Source organism: Nonomuraea recticatena (genome assembly GCF_039533245.1).
Taxonomy (GTDB): domain Bacteria; phylum Actinomycetota; class Actinomycetes; order Streptosporangiales; family Streptosporangiaceae; genus Nonomuraea; species Nonomuraea roseola.
Genome location: NZ_BAAATE010000001.1, coordinates 418,447 through 436,498 on the forward strand (window position 1 = coordinate 418,447; position 18,052 = coordinate 436,498).

Consider the following 18,052-nt stretch of genomic DNA (forward strand, 5'->3'; position numbering starts at 1 on the left):
GTGTCAGGAATCCGGCTCAGGCGGCGACTCGATCAGCGTCCGGCGTTTCACCCTCACTCTGGAGATCCTGCGCCCGTCGAGCTCGGTGACGGTCAGGTCGAAGCCTGGGATTTCGACCTTCTCTCCGACGGCGGCCAGGTGCCCGAGGCCCGCCAGCACGAAGCCGCCCAGCGTCTCGTAGGGGCCGTTGGGCAGGTTGATGCCGGTCTCGGCGGCGAAGTCGTTGAGGTTGGTCAGGCCGTCGAGCTCGACCTCGCCCGCGGGCAGCGGGACGGGCGGCTCCTCGATGTCGTACTCGTCCCTGATGTCGCCGATCAACTCCTCGACCAGGTCCTCCAGGGTGACGATCCCCGCGGTGCCGCCGTACTCGTCGACGACGATGGCCAGGTGGTGCCCCTCGTCGCGCATCTCCGACAGCGTGGTGAGCAGGCGCTTGGAGGCGGGAACGAACTTGACAGGACGGATGGGCACGAGCCGGCTGATCGGCTCGATCTGCCCGGTGAGCACGGGGTCGAGCAGGTCCCTGACGTGGACGAAGCCCGCGATCTCGTCGTAGGAGCCGCGGTAGACGGGAAAGCGGGAGTGCGGCAGCGTCGCGGCCAGCACGGCGGCCTCGGCCAGCGGCGTGTCGGCCTCCATGAACTCCACCTCGGTGCGGGGCAGCATCACCTCGCGCAGCTGGCGCTTGCCTGCGGAGAACACCTCGGCGATGAGGTGCCGTTCGTCGGCCGTCAGGTCGGTGTGGCCGACGACCATGTCGCGCAGCTCCTCGGTCGTCATCTCCTCCCTGTCGGCGTGGGGGTTGCCGCCGAGCAGCTTGACGACGCCGTCGGTGGACTTCGACAGGGCCCAGATGACGGGCCTGGACAGACTGGCCAACCGGTCAAGGAAGGGCGCGACGACCAGGGACAGCCCCTCGGCCCGCTGCCTGGCCAGGCGTTTGGGCGCGAGCTCGCCGAGCACCAGCGACAGGTAGGAGATGGCCAGTGTCACCAGGACCAGCGCGACGGGCTGGGCGAGTCCTTGGGGTAGCCCCCAGCTCACGAGGGTAGGTTCGAGCTCGCCGGCCAGCCTGTCGGCGCCGAAGGCGGCCGACAGCATGGTGGCCACCGTGACGCCGATCTGCACGGCCGACAGGAAACGATTGGGGTCCTGGGCCAGCTTCGCGACCCTGGCGCCCCTGCGTCCTCGCTGTTCGAGCTTTCGGATCTGGCTCTCCCGCAGGGAGACCAGGGCCATCTCCGCCGCAGCGAAGAAGCCGCCGATCAGGATGAAGAGCAGGACGATGGCGCTATTGGCCGCAACGCTGTTCAACGAAGTGCTTTCGACGTAGTGATCTGCCAGCGTACCCGGCTCCAACCAGTCAGGCCGAGTATGCTGAAGCCGTACAAAATCAAACATGAACAAACAGAGGTGAACATGAAGCTTCTCGTCACGGGAGGCGCCGGGTACATCGGCAGCGTCGTCGCCGCGCAACTCGTCGAGGCGGGGCACGAGGTGACCGTCCTTGACGACCTGTCCACCGGGCACGCCGACGCCGTGCCCGCCGGCGCCCGGTTCGTGCACAGGTCCATCACCGAGGTCGGCGACGCGCTCGACGGCGTGGAGGGCGTCCTCCACTTCGCGGCCAAATCGCTGGTCGGCGAGTCGGTGGAGAAGCCGGGGCTCTACTGGGCGCACAACCTCGGCGGCACGCTGGCGCTGCTGGACGCCATGCGCTCGCACGGCGTGTCGCGCATCGTCTTCTCCTCCACCGCCGCGACGTACGGCGAGCCCGAGCGCTCGCCCATCCTGGAGAGCGACCCGACCCGCCCGACCAACCCCTACGGCGCCTCCAAGCTCGCCGTCGACACCGCGCTGACCGCCTACGCCGGGCTGCACGGCCTCGGCGCGGTGAGCCTGCGCTACTTCAACGTCGCGGGCGCCTACACCGCCGCCGACGGCCGTGTCCTCCGCGAGCGCCACACCGTCGAGACTCACCTCATCCCCAACGTCCTCAAGGTCGCCACCGGCGAGCGCGAGTCAGTCAGCGTCTTCGGCACCGACTACCCGACGGCCGACGGCACCTGCGTGCGCGACTACATCCACGTCGCCGACCTCGCCAGGGCGCACCTGCTCGCGCTGTCCGCCTGCACCCAGGGCGAGCACAAGATCTACAACCTGGGGAGCGGCACCGGCTTCTCCGTCCAGGAGGTGATCGAGGTCTGCCGTGAGGTCACCGGGCATCCCGTCCCCGCGGTGGTCGGTCCCCGCCGCGCGGGCGACCCCGCCGTGCTGGTCGCCTCCTCCGACAAGATCCAGCAGGAGCTGGGATGGAAGGCCGAGCGCGCCTCGATCCGGGACATCGTGGCGGATGCCTGGAATGCGCTCACCCGATGAGCCAAAATATGCTGAGATAGCGAAATGTGAGGACCTTTTCACAGAAGGTGTTGTTCGCTCTCGCGATCGTGCTCGGCTGCAGCCTGACCGCCGCCGGGGTGGTGTTCGCCACGACGGAGCCCACCTCGGCGACCAGGCAGGCGCCCACGTGCGCGCCCAAAGCCAGCTGAAAGCGTGCTCCTGCCCTGACGCGGGCCCTGGCAGGTCTCTCGCCCCCTCCTGCGCGCCTCGGCCGCGGACTGTTCGTCACCGTCAGCGTCGTCCTGCTCCGGTCAGCGCACGGCGATGCGCATCCTGGCCTGGTTGTCGGCGGGACGGCGGTCGCCCAGCCGTGACGAGCGCACGACGGCCGTGGTCTCCAGCGGCCTGCGCGGGGCGCGGAAGGCGAGGGTGAAGCGCACCTTCCGCCCCGACGCCACGCGGCCGAGCGCGCACACCACCTGACCCGCGCCACCGCCGCATCTCGCGCCCTCGGCCGCCATCAGCCGCGCGCCGCCCGTCGTGAAGGAGACCTGGGCGTCGCGCACCGCCCGAGGGCCGCGGTTGCGGACCGTGGCCGCCATGGACAGGCGCCGTCCCCGTTCGGGACCGCTCGTGAGCCGCACCCCCAGATCCGCTCCCGGGTCCACGCGCGTGCCGAGCGTCACGTCGTTGTCCAGCGGGTCGCCGTCCTCGACCGCGGAGGAGATGTGCGCGGTCAGGCGCAGCGGACCTCGCGCGCCCGACCTGACGATCCCGTGGATCGTCACCCCTCCGTTCGCTCCCACGATCACGTCCGTCTCCGAGGGGCAGATCACCTCGCTGACCGTACGGCCAGGGCGGCACGTCGCCACGTCGACGCCCAGGACGTCCACCTCCGGAGGCACGTTCACCCTCAGCACGGGAAGCACGGCGTCGCCGGGGCCGTCGTTGCGCACCTGGACCCTGTAGGTGATCAGCTGTCCTGGCTGGGCGACGGACGGGCTGGCCGACACCGTCACGGACAGGTCGGCCCTGCCCCATTCCTCGTCGGCTCGCGCTGCTGTCTGGCCTGCCAGCACCGCCACACCGACCATGCCGGCGAGTACCCTCGCCGGTACGCGTCCCATGCCCACCAGTCCCCCGTAGCCTCGGTTCCGGCCGCCCATTCTTCCGTCCTGACCTGGGCAAACAGCTCCACCGACACGCACGGTCCCGAACCCGGGCGATCTTCGTGGCGGCCCCTGGACGACGTCGGGGCCCAGCGGGACGTCCTCGACGTACCCGGGCGGGGCGAGCGGGCTCTCAGACCGCGCTCAACGCACGAAGGCGGGGCCCGGTCATGGGCCCCGCCTTCGCCGTAGGAGAGTGAGCTAGATCAGACCGAGCTCACGCACCGCGTCGCGCTCCTCGATCAGCTCGGCCACCGAGGCGTCGATGCGCTCGCGGGAGAACGCGTCGATCTCCAGACCCTGGATGATCTCCCACCTGCCGCCGACCGAACGGACGGGGAAGGAGGAGATGATGCCCTCGGGCACGCCGTACGAGCCGTCGGACGGGATCGCCGCGGAGGTCCAGTCGGTGCCGTTGACCCAGTCGTGGACGTGGTCGATGGCCGCGTTCGCCGCGGAGGCGGCCGAGGAGGCGCCACGGGCCTCGATGATCGCCGCGCCGCGCTTGGCGACGGTCGGGATGAAGGTCTCGCGCAGCCACTCGGGGTCGACCTGCTCGGCGGCGACCTTCCCGCCGACCTCGGCGTGGAACAGGTCGGGGTACTGGGTGGCCGAGTGGTTGCCCCAGATGGTCATGTTCCTGATCTCGGTGACCGGCACCTGGAGCTTGGCGGCCAGCTGCGACAGCGCGCGGTTGTGGTCGAGGCGGGTCATGGCGGTGAAGCGCTCGGCCGGGACGTCGGGCGCGTTCTGCTGGGCGATGAGCGCGTTGGTGTTGGCCGGGTTGCCGACCACCAGGACCCTGATGTCGTCGGCGGCGTGGTCGTTGATCGCCTTGCCCTGGGGGCCGAAGATGCCGCCGTTGGCGCCGAGCAGGTCGCCGCGCTCCATGCCGGCCTTGCGCGGCATGGCGCCGACCAGCAGGGCGACGTTCGCGCCCGCGAAGGCGACGTTGGGGTCGTCGGTGATCTCGATGCCGGACAGCAGCGGGAAGGCGCAGTCGTCGAGCTCCATCGCGGTGCCCTCGGCCGCCTTCACCGCCTGCGGGATCTCCAGCAGGCTCAGCTTGACCGGGACGTCGGCGCCCAGCAGCTGGCCCGAGGCGATGCGGAACAGCAGGGCATAACCGATCTGTCCGGCGGCTCCGGTGACGGTTACCTTGACGGGCGCGGCCATGGCCTTCCCCTAACTCAGAAGAATCGAATCGTGACGTCTGGATGTTACTCGCTCGTCATCCACAGGGTTCCATCACGGGTACCCTCAGGTCCGCCCTGAAGTCGACATTGCTGAAATGGGTGGCGACGAGCTGGCCGATCACGTTGTTCGTGATGAGCTCGGAGATCGCGCCCTTGACGGCCTCGCAGGTGCGCACGTCGCCCTGCTTGATGCCGACGGCGTAGCGCTCGTCGCTCAGCGTGGCGCGCAGGATCCGGTAGCGGGCGTTCTCCCTGTTGGCGAAGCCCGCCAGCAGCAGGTCGTCGCCCGAGACCGCGTCGACCTTGCCCGCGGCGAGCAGCCTGATGCAGTCGGCGTAGTTCTCCGCGGTGACGGTGACCATGTCGACCATCTTCTGCACCTTGCCGACAGCGGTGCTGCGCTGGTCGCACAGCTTGCGGCCCTTGAGGTCGGCGGGCTTGAGGATCTTGCTGTCGCCGTCGCGCACGAGCACCGCCTGGTGGGCCACGATGTACGGCCCCGCGAACAGCAGGTCGCTGTCGTCGATGGAGTAGGTCGCCACCACAAGGTCGACCCGTCCGTCGGTCAGCGCGTCGGCCCTTTCGTCCCTGGGCAGGACCACGAAGGTGATGCCGCGCTCCTCGACGCCGAGCGCCTTGGCCACGCGCTTGGCCACGTCGATGTCGAAGCCGGAGAACGACCCGTCGGCCATCTGGTAGCCGACGCCGGGGACGTCGCCCCTGACCCCGATCGTGATCTTGCCGGTGGCCGCCGCCCTGTCGGCGACCGAGTCGCCGATGGGCGTCGGGTCGGGGCTGCGCTGGCTGCCCAGCGCGATCGGCCAGCCGTACTGCACGGCTGCCACCGCGAGCGCGGCGACCAGCAGCAGGGCGAGGATCAGCGCCACCCACGGCGTCACGGGCCTGCGGCGCCTGGCGGGAGGGACGGCGGTCGGCGGCTGGCTCAGGTACCGCTGCTCGCTCATGGGCTGCTGCACGGGCCCCGACTGCCCGCCGGGCGCCAGGTACTGGTCGGGCATGGAATGCCGGCTGGGCACGGCGTGCTGACCGGAGGCCGCGTGCGGATGGGCAGCCGGGTGCGGGTGGGCCGGCGTGTGCTGGTCGGCTGCCGGGTGCGGGCCGGCCTGCGCGTGCTGGTTGGGCACGGGCCGCAGCGCCTGGGCGGGGCGCTGGGCGGGCGGGCCCGTCGGTGCCTGCGCCCCGGACGGCTGGGCCGCGGTCGCGGGGAGGCGCGTCATCGGCGTGGTGTCGTCGCTGGCGATCTTCACGCCCTCGCTGAGGACGGCCGTGGAGGCGCTCGCCGTACGGGCCGGGTGACCGAGCAGGCGCAGCAGGATCTCGTCGGCCGAGGGCCGCTCTCGGGGGTCCTTGGCCAGCGCGGCGGCGGCCACCCCGCGCAGCGGCTCGGGCAGCGCGCTGACGTCGACCTCGTGGTTGAGGATGCGGTTGAGCACCACCGCGATCGAGTTGCCCTCGAAGACCGTCACACCCGTCGCCGCGTAGGCGATCGTCGCCCCCCAGGCGAACACGTCGGTGTAGGGCCCGATGTCGTCGCCCGCGATCTGCTCGGGCGCCATGTAGGCGGGCGTGCCGATCGCCCTGCTGGTGATCGTGCCCGTGGAGTCGATGATCCGCGCGATGCCGAAGTCGACCACCCTCGGCCCGTCGGCCGCGATGAGCACGTTGTCGGGCTTGAAGTCGCGGTGGACGATCGAGGCCTGGTGGATCGCGGTCAACGCGGTCGCGGTGCCGATCGCCAGCCGCTCGAGCGCCTGCCCCGACAGCGGCCCGTCGCCCTCGACGACGTCCCTGAGCGAGAGGCCGTCGATGTACTCGCTGGCGATGTACGGCGTGTTGCCCTCGAGATCGGCCTCGACCACGCGGGCCGTGCAGAACGAGGCCACCCGCTCGGCGGCCTTGAGCTCCCTCGCGAAGCGTGACCTGGCGATCGTGTCGCCGCTGAACTTCACGTGCAGCAGCTTGATCGCCGCACGCTCCCCCTGGCTGTTGGTCCCGAGGTAGACGATCCCCTGACCGCCCTCCCCGATGCGCCCGGACAGCGTGAACGAGCCCAGCTGGCTGGGATCGCCCGCCATCAACGGCGCGATCTGCGGCATGCGTCATCCCCACGTTGGCTTCTGCCTGACGACGCAAACTTTACGACGCTCAGGAACCTCCCAGGGAACCGTTAACCGTTCGTGACGTCACAGTTGGTCACGACACAGCCCCACGGCAAAGGCGTTTCATCACACCTCGTAGGCCTCGGAGTCATCGCCCGCGTCAATCGGCACCCCTGCCGCAGAGCTCTCGTCACGAGCGCCACAGAATGACATTCTGGAGCGCATGTACGACATCGTGCTGTTCGGAGCGAGCGGGTTCACCGGCGCGCTCACCGCGGAGTATCTCGCCGAAGCCGTGCCGCCCGGTTGCCGGTGGGCGCTGGCCGGGCGCGACCGCGCCAAGCTGGAGGCGCTCGGCCACGACGTCCCCCTCCTGCACGCCGACGTCGACGACCCCGCCTCCCTCGCCGCCCTCGCCGAGCAGGCGCGCGTGGTCGCCACCCCCGTCGGCCCCTACATCAGGTACGGCGAGCCGCTCGTCAAGGCGTGCGCGCGGGCCGGCACGCACTACGTCGACCTGACGGGCGAGCCCGAGTTCGTCGACAGGATGTTCGTCCGCTACGACGGCATGGCCAGGAGCACCGGCGCCAAGATCGTGCACGCGTGCGGCTTCGACTCCATCCCCTACGACCTCGGGGTCCTCCACACCGTCGACCAGCTGCCCAGCGGTGTCCCGCTCAAGGTCAGCGGCTTCGTCAGGAGCAACGGCAGGGCCTCGGGGGGCACCGTCCACTCCGCGGTGACGGCGATGTCCAGGGTCAGGCAGATGGCCGAGGCGGGCACGCAGCGCCGGTCGGCCGAGATCCGCCCGAAGGACCGCAGGGTCAGCTCCCTGCCGGGCGGGCTGCGCTACGTCGGCGGATGGGCGCTGCCCATGCCCACCATCGACCACCAGATCGTCGCCCGCTCGGCCCGCGCGCTCGATCGCTACGGGCCCGACTTCACCTACCGCCAGCACTTCGCGGTCAGGCGGCTGCCCACGGCGCTGGCACTGGCGGCGGGGGCGGGCGCGCTGGCCGTACTCGCCCAGATCCCCCCTGCCCGCGACTGGCTGATCGGCAGGATCGACGCGGGCGAGGGCCCGACGGCCGAGCAGCGCGCCAGGAGCTGGTTCAAGGTCACCTTCCTCGGCGAGGGAGGCGGCGCGCGGGTGGTCACCGAGGTCTCGGGCGGAGACCCCGGCTACGGCGAGACGGCCAAGATGCTCGCCGAGTCGGCGCTCTGCCTGGCCTTCGACGACGTGCCCGAGGTCGCGGGCCAGCTCACGACCGCCGTCGCCATGGGCAGACCGCTCATCGACCGCCTCCACCGCGCGGGCATCTCCTTCACCACCCTCCAGGCCTGAACCCGGATGGGCCGCCTCTAGTACGGCAGGGCCCGCGCGGCGAAGTCCTTGCGCAGGAAGGGCGCCTTGAACTTGGGGTAGGCCACTGTCGTGGGATCGCCGTCGGAGGTGTAGCGCTGGTCGGCGTTCTGGTTCAGCCAGTCGAGCCACGCCGTCGAGCAGAACTGCGCGCAGTCACCCTTCTTGTCCATGGCCCTGATCCTCGGGATGCCGAGCGGGTCGAAGTTCTTGTTGAACGGCGCGGGCGCCGGCGTGTACCCGGCGAGGAAGACTCCCGCGTGGTTGTAGGCGACGTCGCCGCTCTTGCCGCTGCGCGCCCAGTCCTTCTTGCGCGGCTGGTTGCCGTACGGCAGGGCGAGCGTGACGGGCGGCGCGCCGTCGAGCGCGGTGACCAGCTTCTGGCCCGCCGCGATCTCGTCGGCCACAGCCTTCTGCGGCTTGCCCGACAGGCTGTGGTGGTCGCGGGTGTGATTGCCGATGTCGAAGCCGTTCTGCTTCAGCCACAGCATCATCTGCGCCTGCTCCTCGGGCGCGGTCTTGCCGAACATGTCGCCGGTCACGTAGAAGGTGGCCGCGGCACGGAATCCGGGGTTGCGCTTGGCGACGTCCTGCAGGATCTGGACGGCGGTGCCCTGCTTGGGCTGGCCGAGCTCGTCCAGCGTGAGCTGCGAGGGCGAGGAGTCGTCGAAGGTCAGGACGACGGCGTGCTTGCCCGCCGGAATGTCGATCTTGCCGGTGGTGTACTCGGCGGCGGTGACGGGCACGTACCCGTCCTTGGCCAGGCGTTCGAGATCGGCCCTGAACTGCGCGGGGGTGCGGTCGTCCTGGGTGGTGGGCTTGTCGACCACCCGGTGGAACATGATCACGGGGATCTGGCCGAGCTCGTTGGCCTTCACCTTGGCCGCCGCCGCCACCTTGGCGGCCTTGGCCTGCCGCGTCGCCGCCGCGGTGTCCACCTTCGGCTTGGCGACCGTGGTGTCGGTCCCCGCACCGCCACAACCGGCGGCCAACGCGCCGATCACTACCAACCCTGCACCCAGCACCCGCATGAGAACCCCCGGAGATCGACTACGGAGTGCTCTTACCCCGATACACCATGTGAACGGCTCTTGCGTCGGTATGAAATCCGTCAGGCTCTCATGACATGCGAAAGGGCCGCCCTTGGACGGCCCTCGGACAAGGCAAGACGGTCATGAGCCGTACGGCCGGCGCCGGCCGTACGGCTCACGCGCTCACGACCACGAGCAGGGGAGCCCAAGCCACAGCCTGGGGGCGTGCATCGCGCAGGGAGGAACGACGAGGCTCAGGGCTCGAGAAGCTCGGACCGGGGGTCACCGATCTTCTTGATCGAGGTTGCCGTGGGCCTCGGCCGAAAGGTCCTGCCAGTCGGCCCAGGTCTTGAGCCGGTCGGCGTAGACCTGCTGGAGCATCGGGTAGAAGCCCAGCCCGAAGAGCACCCGCAGGGGCGGGTTGTCGGAGTCGACGATCTTGAGCAGCGCCTGGGCCGCGGCGACCGGGTCGCCGGCGGGCTGCTTGCCCGCGAACCCCGCGAGGCGCTGACGGAGGCCGTCGTAGATCGGGTTGGTCTCGGCCAGGTGGCCGTTGTTGAGTACATCGGGGTTCTTGCCGGACCTGGTGGCGAAGCCGCCGGGCTCGATGATGGTCACCTTGATGCCGAAGTCGGCGACCTCCTGGGCGAGGGCGTCGTTCAGGCCTTCCAGGGCCCACTTGGAGGCGTGGTAGGCGCCGCCGAGCGGCATCGAGAAGAGGCCGGCCGCCGAGGACAGCTGGATGATGTGTCCCGCGCCCTGCTCGCGCAGGTGGGGCAGCGCGGCCTGGATCACCCACACCGCGCCGAACAGGTTGGTCTCCATCTGGTCGCGCAGTTGCTGCTCGGTCAGCTCCTCGATCGCGCCGATCTGGGCGTAGCCGGCGTTGTTCACGACGACGTCGAGACGGCCGAAGTGTTCCTTGGCCCGCTTGACGCTGTCGAAGACGGCGGCCCTGTCGGTCACGTCCATCTCCAGCGGGAGCACCGCGTCGCCATGGGCGGCGACCAGGTCGTCGAGGCTTCCGGCGTTCCTGGCGGTCGCGGCCACCTTGTCGCCGCGGGACAGGGCGGCCTCGACGAAGTTACGGCCGAGGCCGCGGGACGAACCGGTGATGAACCAGACCTTGCTCATGATGTCTTCCCCTTCTTTCCTGCGGTGGCGGTTTTCCTCGTTGCCGTGTTCGGCTGCCACACCCCCTAGACGAGGCAGCCCGGCGAAGATGTGAGCCCCGCCGAGTGTGACCTGCGTCTCCCCCGCGCTCCTGGCATGGCCGTCGAAGGCGGCCACCGAGCGGGCAGCGGTGGCGGTCGTCCGGTCGTGGGCCGGCGGGTGGCCGAGCTCGTCTCGGGCTTCGTCCCAGGTGGCGCCGGCGATCCGCGCCGACCGCCTGCCCATCGATGTCACAGACGGCTGGGCTGTCTCGTCTCGGGTGGTGGAGACACACCGATGCGGGTCCTCAGGCGCCGGCCGGGCTGCCCGCCGGGGAAGCGGCAATGATAGGGATGACCGGAAGGCGTGGATTGTCCAACGCCAAGGTCGAGCGGAAGCTCGGCCGGCAGCCGCGCCACCTTTCGTGGCTGCAGGGGTTCAAGGAGGAGCCGGCGTGACCCGCACCGAGGAGTTCCAGGAGCTGCGCCCGCTGCTGTTCTCGATCGCCTACCGGATCCTGGGCAGCGTGAGCGAGGCAGAGGACGCGGTCCAGGAGACCTGGCTGCGCTACGAGGGCTCCCCCGCCGAGCCCAGGTCCGCCAAGGCGTTCCTGTCGGCCACGGTGTCCCGGATCTCGATCGACGTGCTGCGCTCGGCCCGCGTCCGGCGGGAGGAGTATGTCGGGCCGTGGTTTCCCGAGCCGCTGCTGGCCGACCCTTACGAGGATCCTGAGCGGTCGGCGGAGCTGGCCGACTCGGTGTCGATGGCGGCCCTGTTGCTGCTCGAGCGGCTCAGCCCGCTGGAGCGCGCGGTCTTCGTGCTGCGGGAGGTGTTCGCCTTCAGCTTCCGGGACATCGCCTCGGCGGTGGAGCGGTCGGAGGCGGCATGCCGCCAGCTCGCGGTGCAGGCGCGCCGCCACATGGACGAGGGCAGGCCCCGCTTCGAGGCCGACCGGCGCGAGCGCGACAGACTCGCCGTGCGCTTCTTCGACGCCATGAGGGAAGGGGACGTCGACGGGCTGCAGGAACTGCTGGCCGCCGACGTGCACATGGTCGGCGACAGCGGCGGCAAGGCCCCGCAGCTGGCCCGCCCCGTCATCGGCCTCGAGAAGGTGACCCGGATGCTCGCCGCGTTCATCCCGATGCTCGCCAGAACCGGCGGCATGATGGAGCTGCACGAGGTGAACGGCCAGCCGGGCGGGATCTTCCGCGACCGCGACGGCAGGGTCCTCAACACCTGGGCGCTCGACATCCTCGACGGGCGGATCCAGACGATCCGCACGGTGAACAACCCCGACAAGCTCGGCCACCTGGGCCCGGTGGGGGACGCCTGGGCGACCCTCCGCGAGGTGACCGAGGCCCGCCGGTCCGCGGACTGACCGCAAGAGGCCCTGAGACGGCCCCGGACATGCGAAACGGCCCCTACCTCGCGGAGAGACCGCGGGTAGGGGCCGTGTTCGACTAGAGAGACATCTTCTTCTTGAGGTTCTCGTCCAGCGCCGCCAGGAAGTCCTGGGTGGTGAGCCACTTGGCGTCGCCGCCGACCAGCAGGGCCAGGTCCTTGGTCATCTGACCGCTCTCGACGGTCTCGACGCAGACCTCCTCCAGCTTCTCGGCGAAGTCGATCACCGCGGGGGTGTTGTCGAGCTTGCCGCGGTGCTGCAGGCCACGGGTCCACGCGAAGATCGACGCGATCGGGTTCGTGGAGGTGGGGTTGCCCTTCTGGTGCTCACGGTAGTGACGGGTCACCGTGCCGTGAGCGGCCTCGGCCTCGACGGTCTGGCCGTCTGGGGTCATGAGGACGGAGGTCATGAGGCCGAGCGAGCCGAAGCCCTGCGCGACGGTGTCGGACTGGACGTCGCCGTCGTAGTTCTTGGCCGCCCAGACGTAGCCGCCCTCCCACTTCATGGCCGCGGCGACCATGTCGTCGATGAGGCGGTGCTCGTAGGTGAGCCCGGCGGCGTCGAAGTCGGCCTTGAACTCGGTCTCGAAGACCTCGGCGAAGATGTCCTTGAAGCGGCCGTCGTAGGCCTTCAGGATCGTGTTCTTCGTGGACAGGTAGACGGGGTAGCCGCGGTTGAGGCCGTAGCGCATGGACGCGCGGGCGAAGTCGCGGATCGACTCGTCCAGGTTGTACATCGCCATGGCGATGCCGGGGCCGGGGAAGTCGTACACGTCGATCTCGATCGGCTCGGAGCCGTCCTTCGGCGTGTAGGTGAGGGTGAGGGTGCCCTCGCCGGGGATCTTCAGGTCGGTGGCGCGGTACTGGTCGCCGAAGGCGTGACGGCCGACGACGATCGGCTTGGTCCAGCCCGGCACCAGGCGCGGCACGTTCGACATGATGATCGGCTCGCGGAAGATGACACCGCCGAGGATGTTACGGATGGTCCCGTTCGGGGACTTCCACATCTTCTTGAGGCCGAACTCCTCCACCCTGGCCTCGTCGGGAGTGATGGTCGCGCACTTGACGCCCACCCCGTACTTCTTGATGGCGTTGGCGGCGTCGATGGTGACCTGGTCATCGGTGGCGTCACGGTGCTCGATGCCGAGGTCGTAGTACTTCAGATCGACGTCGAGGTAGGGAAGGATCAACTGGTCCTTGATGAACTGCCAGATGATCCGGGTCATCTCGTCGCCGTCAAGCTCGACGACGGGGCCCTCTACCTTGATCTTGGGCATGCGTATGGTTCCCCTTCGTGAAAATATGGGTTGAGGTTATCTGAGGCGTGGTCACCGGCCGAAAAGGGCCAGGAGTTGCGCCTTCAAGTCGGGGTACTCGAGGAAGAGCGCGGTGACGACCAGCGCAGCTCCGAGCACCGCCAGCGTGGGAGCGTCAACGTTCTTCGTGCGTACGGCAAGCGCCCCGCCGTACCCTGCGAAACGAACGGCGGCCGCCACCAGGAGCACCGCTCCCAGCGCGAACCCGCCCCACTCGGCGTCGACCAGGAAGATCGCGAGCACGCCAAGAACCGCACCCGCCATCACCAGCGGGTACGGCCCCCAACGCTCAGCGGTTCGGTTCATCGCTCGTCAATAGGCTTCCACTTCTGTTCACGCTCTCCGATGTACTCACTGTCCGGCCGGATCAAACGGTTGTCCGCGTGCTGCTCGATCACGTGCGCGGTCCATCCGGACATGCGGCTGATCGAGAAGACCGGCGTGAACAGGTCGGTCGGGATGCCAAGGTAGTGGTAGACGGTGGCGGCGTAGAAGTCGACGTTGGGATAGAGGCTCTTGGTCTCGAAGACGACCTCCTCCATCTCCTTCGACATCCGGTAGTACGTGTCGTCGCCCGACCCGGCGGCCAGTTCCTCCGACATCTTGCGCAGGTGCGTGGCGCGGGGGTCCTCGGTCTTGTACACGCGGTGGCCGAAGCCCATGATCTTCTCGCCCGCCGCCAGCTTGTCGCGCACCGACTGGGCCACCTGGGACGGGTCGAGCGACTCCAGCGTCTTCATGACCTGCTCGTTCGCGCCGCCGTGCAGCGGGCCCTTCAGGGTGCCGATCGCGGCGACGATGGCCGAGTGCATGTCCGACAGGGTCGCGGCGCAGACGCGGGCGGCGAACGTGGAGGCGTTCATCGTGTGGTCGGCGTGCAGGACCAGGCAGGCGTCGAAGATCTCTACCTGGCGCGCGGTGGGCCGCTCCCCCGTGACCTGCAGCAGGAAGTTGCCCGCGATGCTCAGGTCGGGATCGGGGTCGGGAAGGCTCCCGCCCGAGCGCGCGGCGTGGTAGCGCGCGACAAGGAGCGGCTGCTGGGCGGTCAGGCGGGCGGCCTTGCGCAGGTCGGCCTCGGCCTCGATGGAGTCGCGGTCGGGGTCGTCGGCGCTGGCGAGGGAGACGAGCGTGCGCAGCGCCTCCATCGGTTTCTGCTTCTCGGCCACCTCGGAGATGTTGGCCGAGACCAGAGCGCCCAGCTCGCGACCCCTGACGAGCTCGGCGCCGTAGGCGGCCAGCTCGTCACGGGTGGGCAGCTTTCCCCGCTGCAACAGGTAGGCGGTCTCTTCGAACGTCGCGCGGCCCGCCAGGTCATGGATGTCGTATCCACGATAGAAGAGGCGACCGGCCTTGCCGTCGATGTCACTCAGCGCTGTGGACGCGGCTACGACATCGGCCAGGCCTTTTGTGGGCTTGTCCGCCATGTGTGTTTCCTCCGCTTATCTTCGTCCGAAGTCTACCCGTGAGCAGGTAAAACCGTCCGCAGAGGTCCAGACCAATTTCACGCCGGATTCTCCTTATGGCAAAGGCGATTCCGCATCCCTTCGTTTGGGTAAGCCGGAGCTGTAGTTACAGTAACGGCGGGCTACCTGGGGAGGAACTGCCGTGGAGGGGCCCTTCATACGCATCGAGGACACTGGCGAGGTGGTCCCGTTGCGTCCCGAGATCACGACCGTGGGGAGGGGCCGGGGCGTCGACATCCGGCTGACCGATCCAAGCGTGTCTCGGCTCCACGCTGAGTTCGTACGGCGCGGGCCGTACCTGTATGTCGTTGATCTGGGCCTGTCCCGCAACGGCACGCGGGTGAACGGGAGGCCGATCGCCCGGAGGGTCCTTGACGACGGCGACGTCGTCTCCTTCGGCGCGGCGCGCGGGCGCATCGGAGGAGTGCCACGAGAGGACTTCACACCGGAGGTCGAGCTCCGCAGGGCTGCCGCGCCCGAGCTGACCAGGCGAGAGGTCGACGTGCTCACGTCGCTGTGCAGGCCGGCCCTGTCGGACGAGGCGTTCGTCGCCCCCGCCACGGCGCGCGAGATCGCCGACGACCTGGTGGTGACCGAGGCCGCGGTCAAACAGCACCTGCTCAGGCTTTACCAGAAGTTCAGAATCCCTGAGGGCACCAACCGCCGCACGCGGCTGGCCAACGAGGTGGTGGCGCTCGGGCTGGTCAGGCCGACGCCGGTGGTGCCGCCCCAGCGTTCTGGAACGTCCCAGGAGAGCCAGCCCGCGGGTCGCCGAGCCTCCTGACCCGAACGGCGACCGGTGCTTCGGCGAGGGGTTCCGGCAGCCTGAGTGGTCCGGATCCCGGAGTGATGGTGCCGAGCACGCGCGGGCCCGACGCGCCCGTGCAGCTCGGCACCGTGGCCGCGAGACCGTGCGCGGTCAGCCAGCCGAACAGGGAGAAGGCGATGGCCTCCTTGGCGTCCGAAGGGATGCCGAGGGCGTCGCTCGGCACCAGCCGTGCCTTCGTCATGGCGGCGAGCATCCGCATCAGCGCCGGGTTGCGCACGCCGCCGCCCGACACGATGACGGTGTCGAGCGCGTGCCTGTCGATCTCGGCGGCGACCGTCCTGGCGGTCAGCGCGGTCAGCGTCGCCACGAGGTCGGCCTGCGGCAGGTCCGAGGTGACATAGCCGGGGGTGAACAGCTCCTTGCCCGTGGTCTTGGGCGGGTCCTGCCGGTAGTACGGCTCGGCCAGCAGCTCGGCGAGCAGCCGCTCGTCGACCGTGCCCGCCTCCGCCAGCGCGCCGTCCCTGTCGTACGGCGGGGCCGCCGCGTCGATCAGCGCGCAGGCGGGGCCGGTGTCATAGGCGGTCTCCGGCGTGGTGAGGTTCGCGATGCCGCCCAGGTTGAGCGCCCCGCCCCTGCCCTGCACTCCCTTGATGAGGAGCTGGTCGAGGTAGGAGACGAGGGGCGCGCCCTGCCCTCCTGCCGCCACGTCCCGCACGCGCAGGTCCGACACCACGGGCAGGCCGGTGCGCTCGGCGATCCAGGCGGGCTGGCCGAGCTGCAGCGTGCCGTGGACCCGTCCGTCGGAGACCCAGTGGAAGAGGGTCTGGCCATGCGAGCAGACCAGGTCGGCCGGGCCCGCCGAGAGCGCCGCCTCGGCGAAGGCCTGGCCGATGAGCGTGTCGAGCGCGCACACCTCGCCCATCGACACCGTCGCCGGCGGGAGTGCGGCCTTGACGCGGGCTCTCAGCTCGGCCGGGTACGGCCTCTCACCGGTGTGGGTGATCACTCCGGTGAGCGTGCCGTCCTCCATCGACCAGTCGACGATCGCGCTGTCGATGCCGTCGTGGGAGGTGCCTGACATGAGGCCGAGAACCCGCATACGGACCTACCTGACCTGTCGTCCGCGGCTGGGGCGGCTGGTCCTGCTGACCCTGTCGACCGCCACGGCGTAGTAGTGGTCACCCTTCTTACCCTCGGCGTCGGTCCAGCGCACGAGCCTGTCGCCGGGGATGACCGCCACGAGGTGACGGGCGTCGTCGAAGGCGTCAATCTCGTCGGCGGACCTGAAGATCGCGAACAGGAAGGGCTCGTGCCTGCCCGTCGCGACCAGGTGCAGTTCCACACCGCCCTGGACCCTGCGCACGTGGGCGATCACCGGCCGATGGGGCTTCTCGCCGTCGGCCAGCCTGGGCAGCAGGGGCGGGAGCGCGGGCCGCTGGTAGTGGTCGCGCACCGCGGTGCTGATCGAGCCGATGCGGTCGGCGCGCAGGTCGTTGGCGTTGTACCAGATGTCGCCGCCGATCTGCGGGTGCGACCTGTTGAGGGTCAGGTGCTTGGACAGCTCGGCGGGGTCCTGCCACTGCGGCGCCTGCGCGGGGTCGCCCGCCTTGTAGGCGGCCTGGCCGATCCAGAGCATCGTGCCGGTGCCGTCGGCCACGTTCGACCACCACGGGACGAGCTTGGAGTAGTCGGCGGGCGGCTGGCCGATGTACCAGTAGAGCTGGGGCGCGATGTAGTCGAGCCAGCCCTTCTTGACCCAGCCGCGGGTGTCGGCGTGCAGGTTGTCGTAGGACTGGCCGCCGTTCGTCTCCGAGCCGAGGGGGTCGCTGGCCTTGTTGCGCCAGATGCCGGAGGGGCTGATGCCCCACGCCACCTCGGGCTTGGCCTCGCGCACCCGCTGCTGCATCTCCGAGACCATCAGGTCGACGTTGTTCCTGCGCCACGTGGCCAGGTCGGGGAAGCCCGCGCCGTACGTGGCGAAGGTGGCCGCGTCGTCGAAGGCGGTGGTGTTCGTCGGGTAGAAGTAGTCGTCGAAGTGCAGGCCGTCGATGTCGTAGCGGGTCAGCGCGTCGAGCATCGCGTCCTGGCAGAACTTCCGGACCTCGGGGATGCCCGGGTTGTAGTAGAGCTTGCCGCCGAAGGGCAGGATCCACTCGGGATGCTGCCTGCCCGGGTGGGAGGGGTGCAGCTTGGAGGGGTCGGCCTGCATGGAGACCCGGTAGGGGTTGAACCACGCGTGGAAGGTGAGCCCCCGCTTGTGCGTCTCCTCCACGGCGAAACCGAGCGGGTCGTAACCGGGGTCCTGCCCCTGCACGCCGGTCAGATACTGCGACCACGGCTCGTACGGCGACGGCCAGAAGGCGTCAGCGGTCGGCCTGATCTGCACGAACACCGAGTTGAGCTTGCGCGAGACCGCCAGGTCGAGCCACGCCAGGTACTCCGCCTTCTGCTGCTCGGCGCTCAGCCCCGGCTTCGACGGCCAGTTGATGTTGACGACGGAGGCGATCCACATGCCGCGCATCTGTCGCAGCGGCGGCACGTAGTCGGGCTCGGCGAAGGCGGGCAGCGGGACGACCGAAGCGGCCGCGGCCAGAGCGAGACCCTTCAGGACGGTCCTTCTCGTGGGCATGGGGGGCGCCTCTCGGGGGGAGGTGGTTGTGTTCGAGGGCGACGATGGCAGAAAATTACCTTCAGATCAATAATCATGAAGGAAAATGCCGCCATGAGCAGAC

General features: G+C 69.6%; 16 protein-coding genes. 5 read left to right on the forward strand and 11 right to left on the reverse strand.

The window, feature by feature from the left end:
- Positions 1–3: 3 nt before the first annotated feature.
- Positions 4–1,314 (reverse strand): hemolysin family protein, encoded by a 1,311-nt coding sequence (locus ABFX50_RS01935; RefSeq protein WP_346142685.1) that lies wholly within the window; start codon positions 1,312–1,314, stop codon positions 4–6.
- A 105-nt stretch (positions 1,315–1,419) separates the two neighbouring features.
- Between ABFX50_RS01935 and galE the strand changes: the two genes are divergently transcribed.
- Both galE and ABFX50_RS01945 read left to right on the forward strand, forming a co-directional pair.
- On the forward strand, positions 1,420–2,379 hold the full coding sequence (gene galE, locus ABFX50_RS01940; protein ID WP_346142686.1) for a UDP-glucose 4-epimerase GalE: 960 nt from the start codon (positions 1,420–1,422) through the stop codon (positions 2,377–2,379).
- A gap of 47 nt (positions 2,380–2,426) precedes the next feature.
- On the forward strand, positions 2,427–2,549 hold the full coding sequence (locus tag ABFX50_RS01945; protein WP_344835448.1) for a hypothetical protein: 123 nt from the start codon (positions 2,427–2,429) through the stop codon (positions 2,547–2,549).
- Positions 2,550–2,651: 102 nt separating this feature from the next.
- Here ABFX50_RS01945 and ABFX50_RS01950 read toward each other — a convergent pair whose 3' ends face one another.
- From ABFX50_RS01950 to ABFX50_RS01960, 3 genes are all read right to left on the reverse strand, one after another.
- A complete protein-coding gene (locus ABFX50_RS01950; protein WP_346142688.1) occupies positions 2,652–3,467 on the reverse strand; it encodes a COG1361 family protein in 816 nt (271 codons plus the stop codon).
- Positions 3,468–3,710: 243 nt separating this feature from the next.
- On the reverse strand, positions 3,711–4,685 hold the full coding sequence (locus ABFX50_RS01955) for a malate dehydrogenase (protein ID WP_183650489.1): 975 nt from the start codon (positions 4,683–4,685) through the stop codon (positions 3,711–3,713).
- A gap of 55 nt (positions 4,686–4,740) precedes the next feature.
- Entirely contained in the window at positions 4,741–6,822 is a 2,082-nt protein-coding gene (locus ABFX50_RS01960) for a serine/threonine-protein kinase (RefSeq protein ID WP_346142690.1), read from the reverse strand.
- 217 nt (positions 6,823–7,039) lie between these two features.
- Between ABFX50_RS01960 and ABFX50_RS01965 the strand changes: the two genes are divergently transcribed.
- Positions 7,040–8,170 carry a saccharopine dehydrogenase family protein gene (locus ABFX50_RS01965; RefSeq protein ID WP_346143036.1) on the forward strand — a complete coding sequence of 377 codons (1,131 nt, stop codon included), beginning with the start codon at positions 7,040–7,042 and terminating at the stop codon, positions 8,168–8,170.
- Between the two features lie 17 nt (positions 8,171–8,187).
- On the opposite strand, the gene ABFX50_RS01970 is transcribed toward ABFX50_RS01965, so the two are convergent.
- Both ABFX50_RS01970 and ABFX50_RS01975 read right to left on the reverse strand, forming a co-directional pair.
- The gene (locus tag ABFX50_RS01970; RefSeq protein ID WP_346142692.1) at positions 8,188–9,219 is read right to left on the reverse strand and encodes a polysaccharide deacetylase family protein; all 1,032 of its coding nucleotides are present in this window, start codon (positions 9,217–9,219) and stop codon (positions 8,188–8,190) included.
- Positions 9,220–9,501: 282 nt separating this feature from the next.
- A complete protein-coding gene (locus tag ABFX50_RS01975) occupies positions 9,502–10,353 on the reverse strand; it encodes an SDR family NAD(P)-dependent oxidoreductase (RefSeq protein WP_346142694.1) in 852 nt (283 codons plus the stop codon).
- A gap of 472 nt (positions 10,354–10,825) precedes the next feature.
- On the opposite strand from ABFX50_RS01975, the gene ABFX50_RS01980 reads away from it, so the two are divergent.
- Entirely contained in the window at positions 10,826–11,749 is a 924-nt protein-coding gene (locus ABFX50_RS01980) for an RNA polymerase sigma-70 factor (RefSeq protein WP_346142696.1), read from the forward strand.
- Positions 11,750–11,831: 82 nt separating this feature from the next.
- Here the strand turns inward: ABFX50_RS01980 and ABFX50_RS01985 are convergent, their stop codons facing one another.
- Genes ABFX50_RS01985 through ABFX50_RS01995 form a run of 3 tightly spaced genes read right to left on the reverse strand, consistent with a single transcriptional unit; the run spans position 11,832 to position 14,512 of the window.
- Positions 11,832–13,049, reverse strand: coding sequence for an NADP-dependent isocitrate dehydrogenase (locus tag ABFX50_RS01985; protein WP_183650500.1), 1,218 nt, complete (start codon positions 13,047–13,049; stop codon positions 11,832–11,834).
- 51 nt (positions 13,050–13,100) lie between these two features.
- A complete protein-coding gene (locus ABFX50_RS01990) occupies positions 13,101–13,394 on the reverse strand; it encodes a DUF3017 domain-containing protein (RefSeq protein ID WP_346126198.1) in 294 nt (97 codons plus the stop codon).
- Positions 13,391–14,512 (reverse strand): citrate/2-methylcitrate synthase, encoded by a 1,122-nt coding sequence (locus tag ABFX50_RS01995; RefSeq protein WP_183650505.1) that lies wholly within the window; start codon positions 14,510–14,512, stop codon positions 13,391–13,393. Before ABFX50_RS01995 ends, ABFX50_RS01990 begins: the two co-directional genes overlap by 4 nt.
- A 181-nt stretch (positions 14,513–14,693) precedes the next feature.
- Here ABFX50_RS01995 and ABFX50_RS02000 point away from each other — a divergent pair, with 181 nt between their 5' ends.
- Complete coding sequence (locus tag ABFX50_RS02000) at positions 14,694–15,335, forward strand: FHA domain-containing protein (protein WP_183650508.1); 642 nt, start codon at positions 14,694–14,696, stop codon at positions 15,333–15,335.
- On the opposite strand, the gene ABFX50_RS02005 is transcribed toward ABFX50_RS02000, so the two are convergent.
- Entirely contained in the window at positions 15,256–16,419 is a 1,164-nt protein-coding gene (locus ABFX50_RS02005; RefSeq protein ID WP_346142699.1) for an anhydro-N-acetylmuramic acid kinase, read from the reverse strand. The genes ABFX50_RS02000 and ABFX50_RS02005 overlap by 80 nt on opposite strands.
- A 6-nt stretch (positions 16,420–16,425) precedes the next feature.
- Positions 16,426–17,949, reverse strand: a complete 1,524-nt coding sequence (locus ABFX50_RS02010; RefSeq protein ID WP_346142701.1) for a glycoside hydrolase family 10-like protein — start codon at positions 17,947–17,949, stop codon at positions 16,426–16,428.
- Between the last annotated feature and the right edge of the window lie 103 nt (positions 17,950–18,052).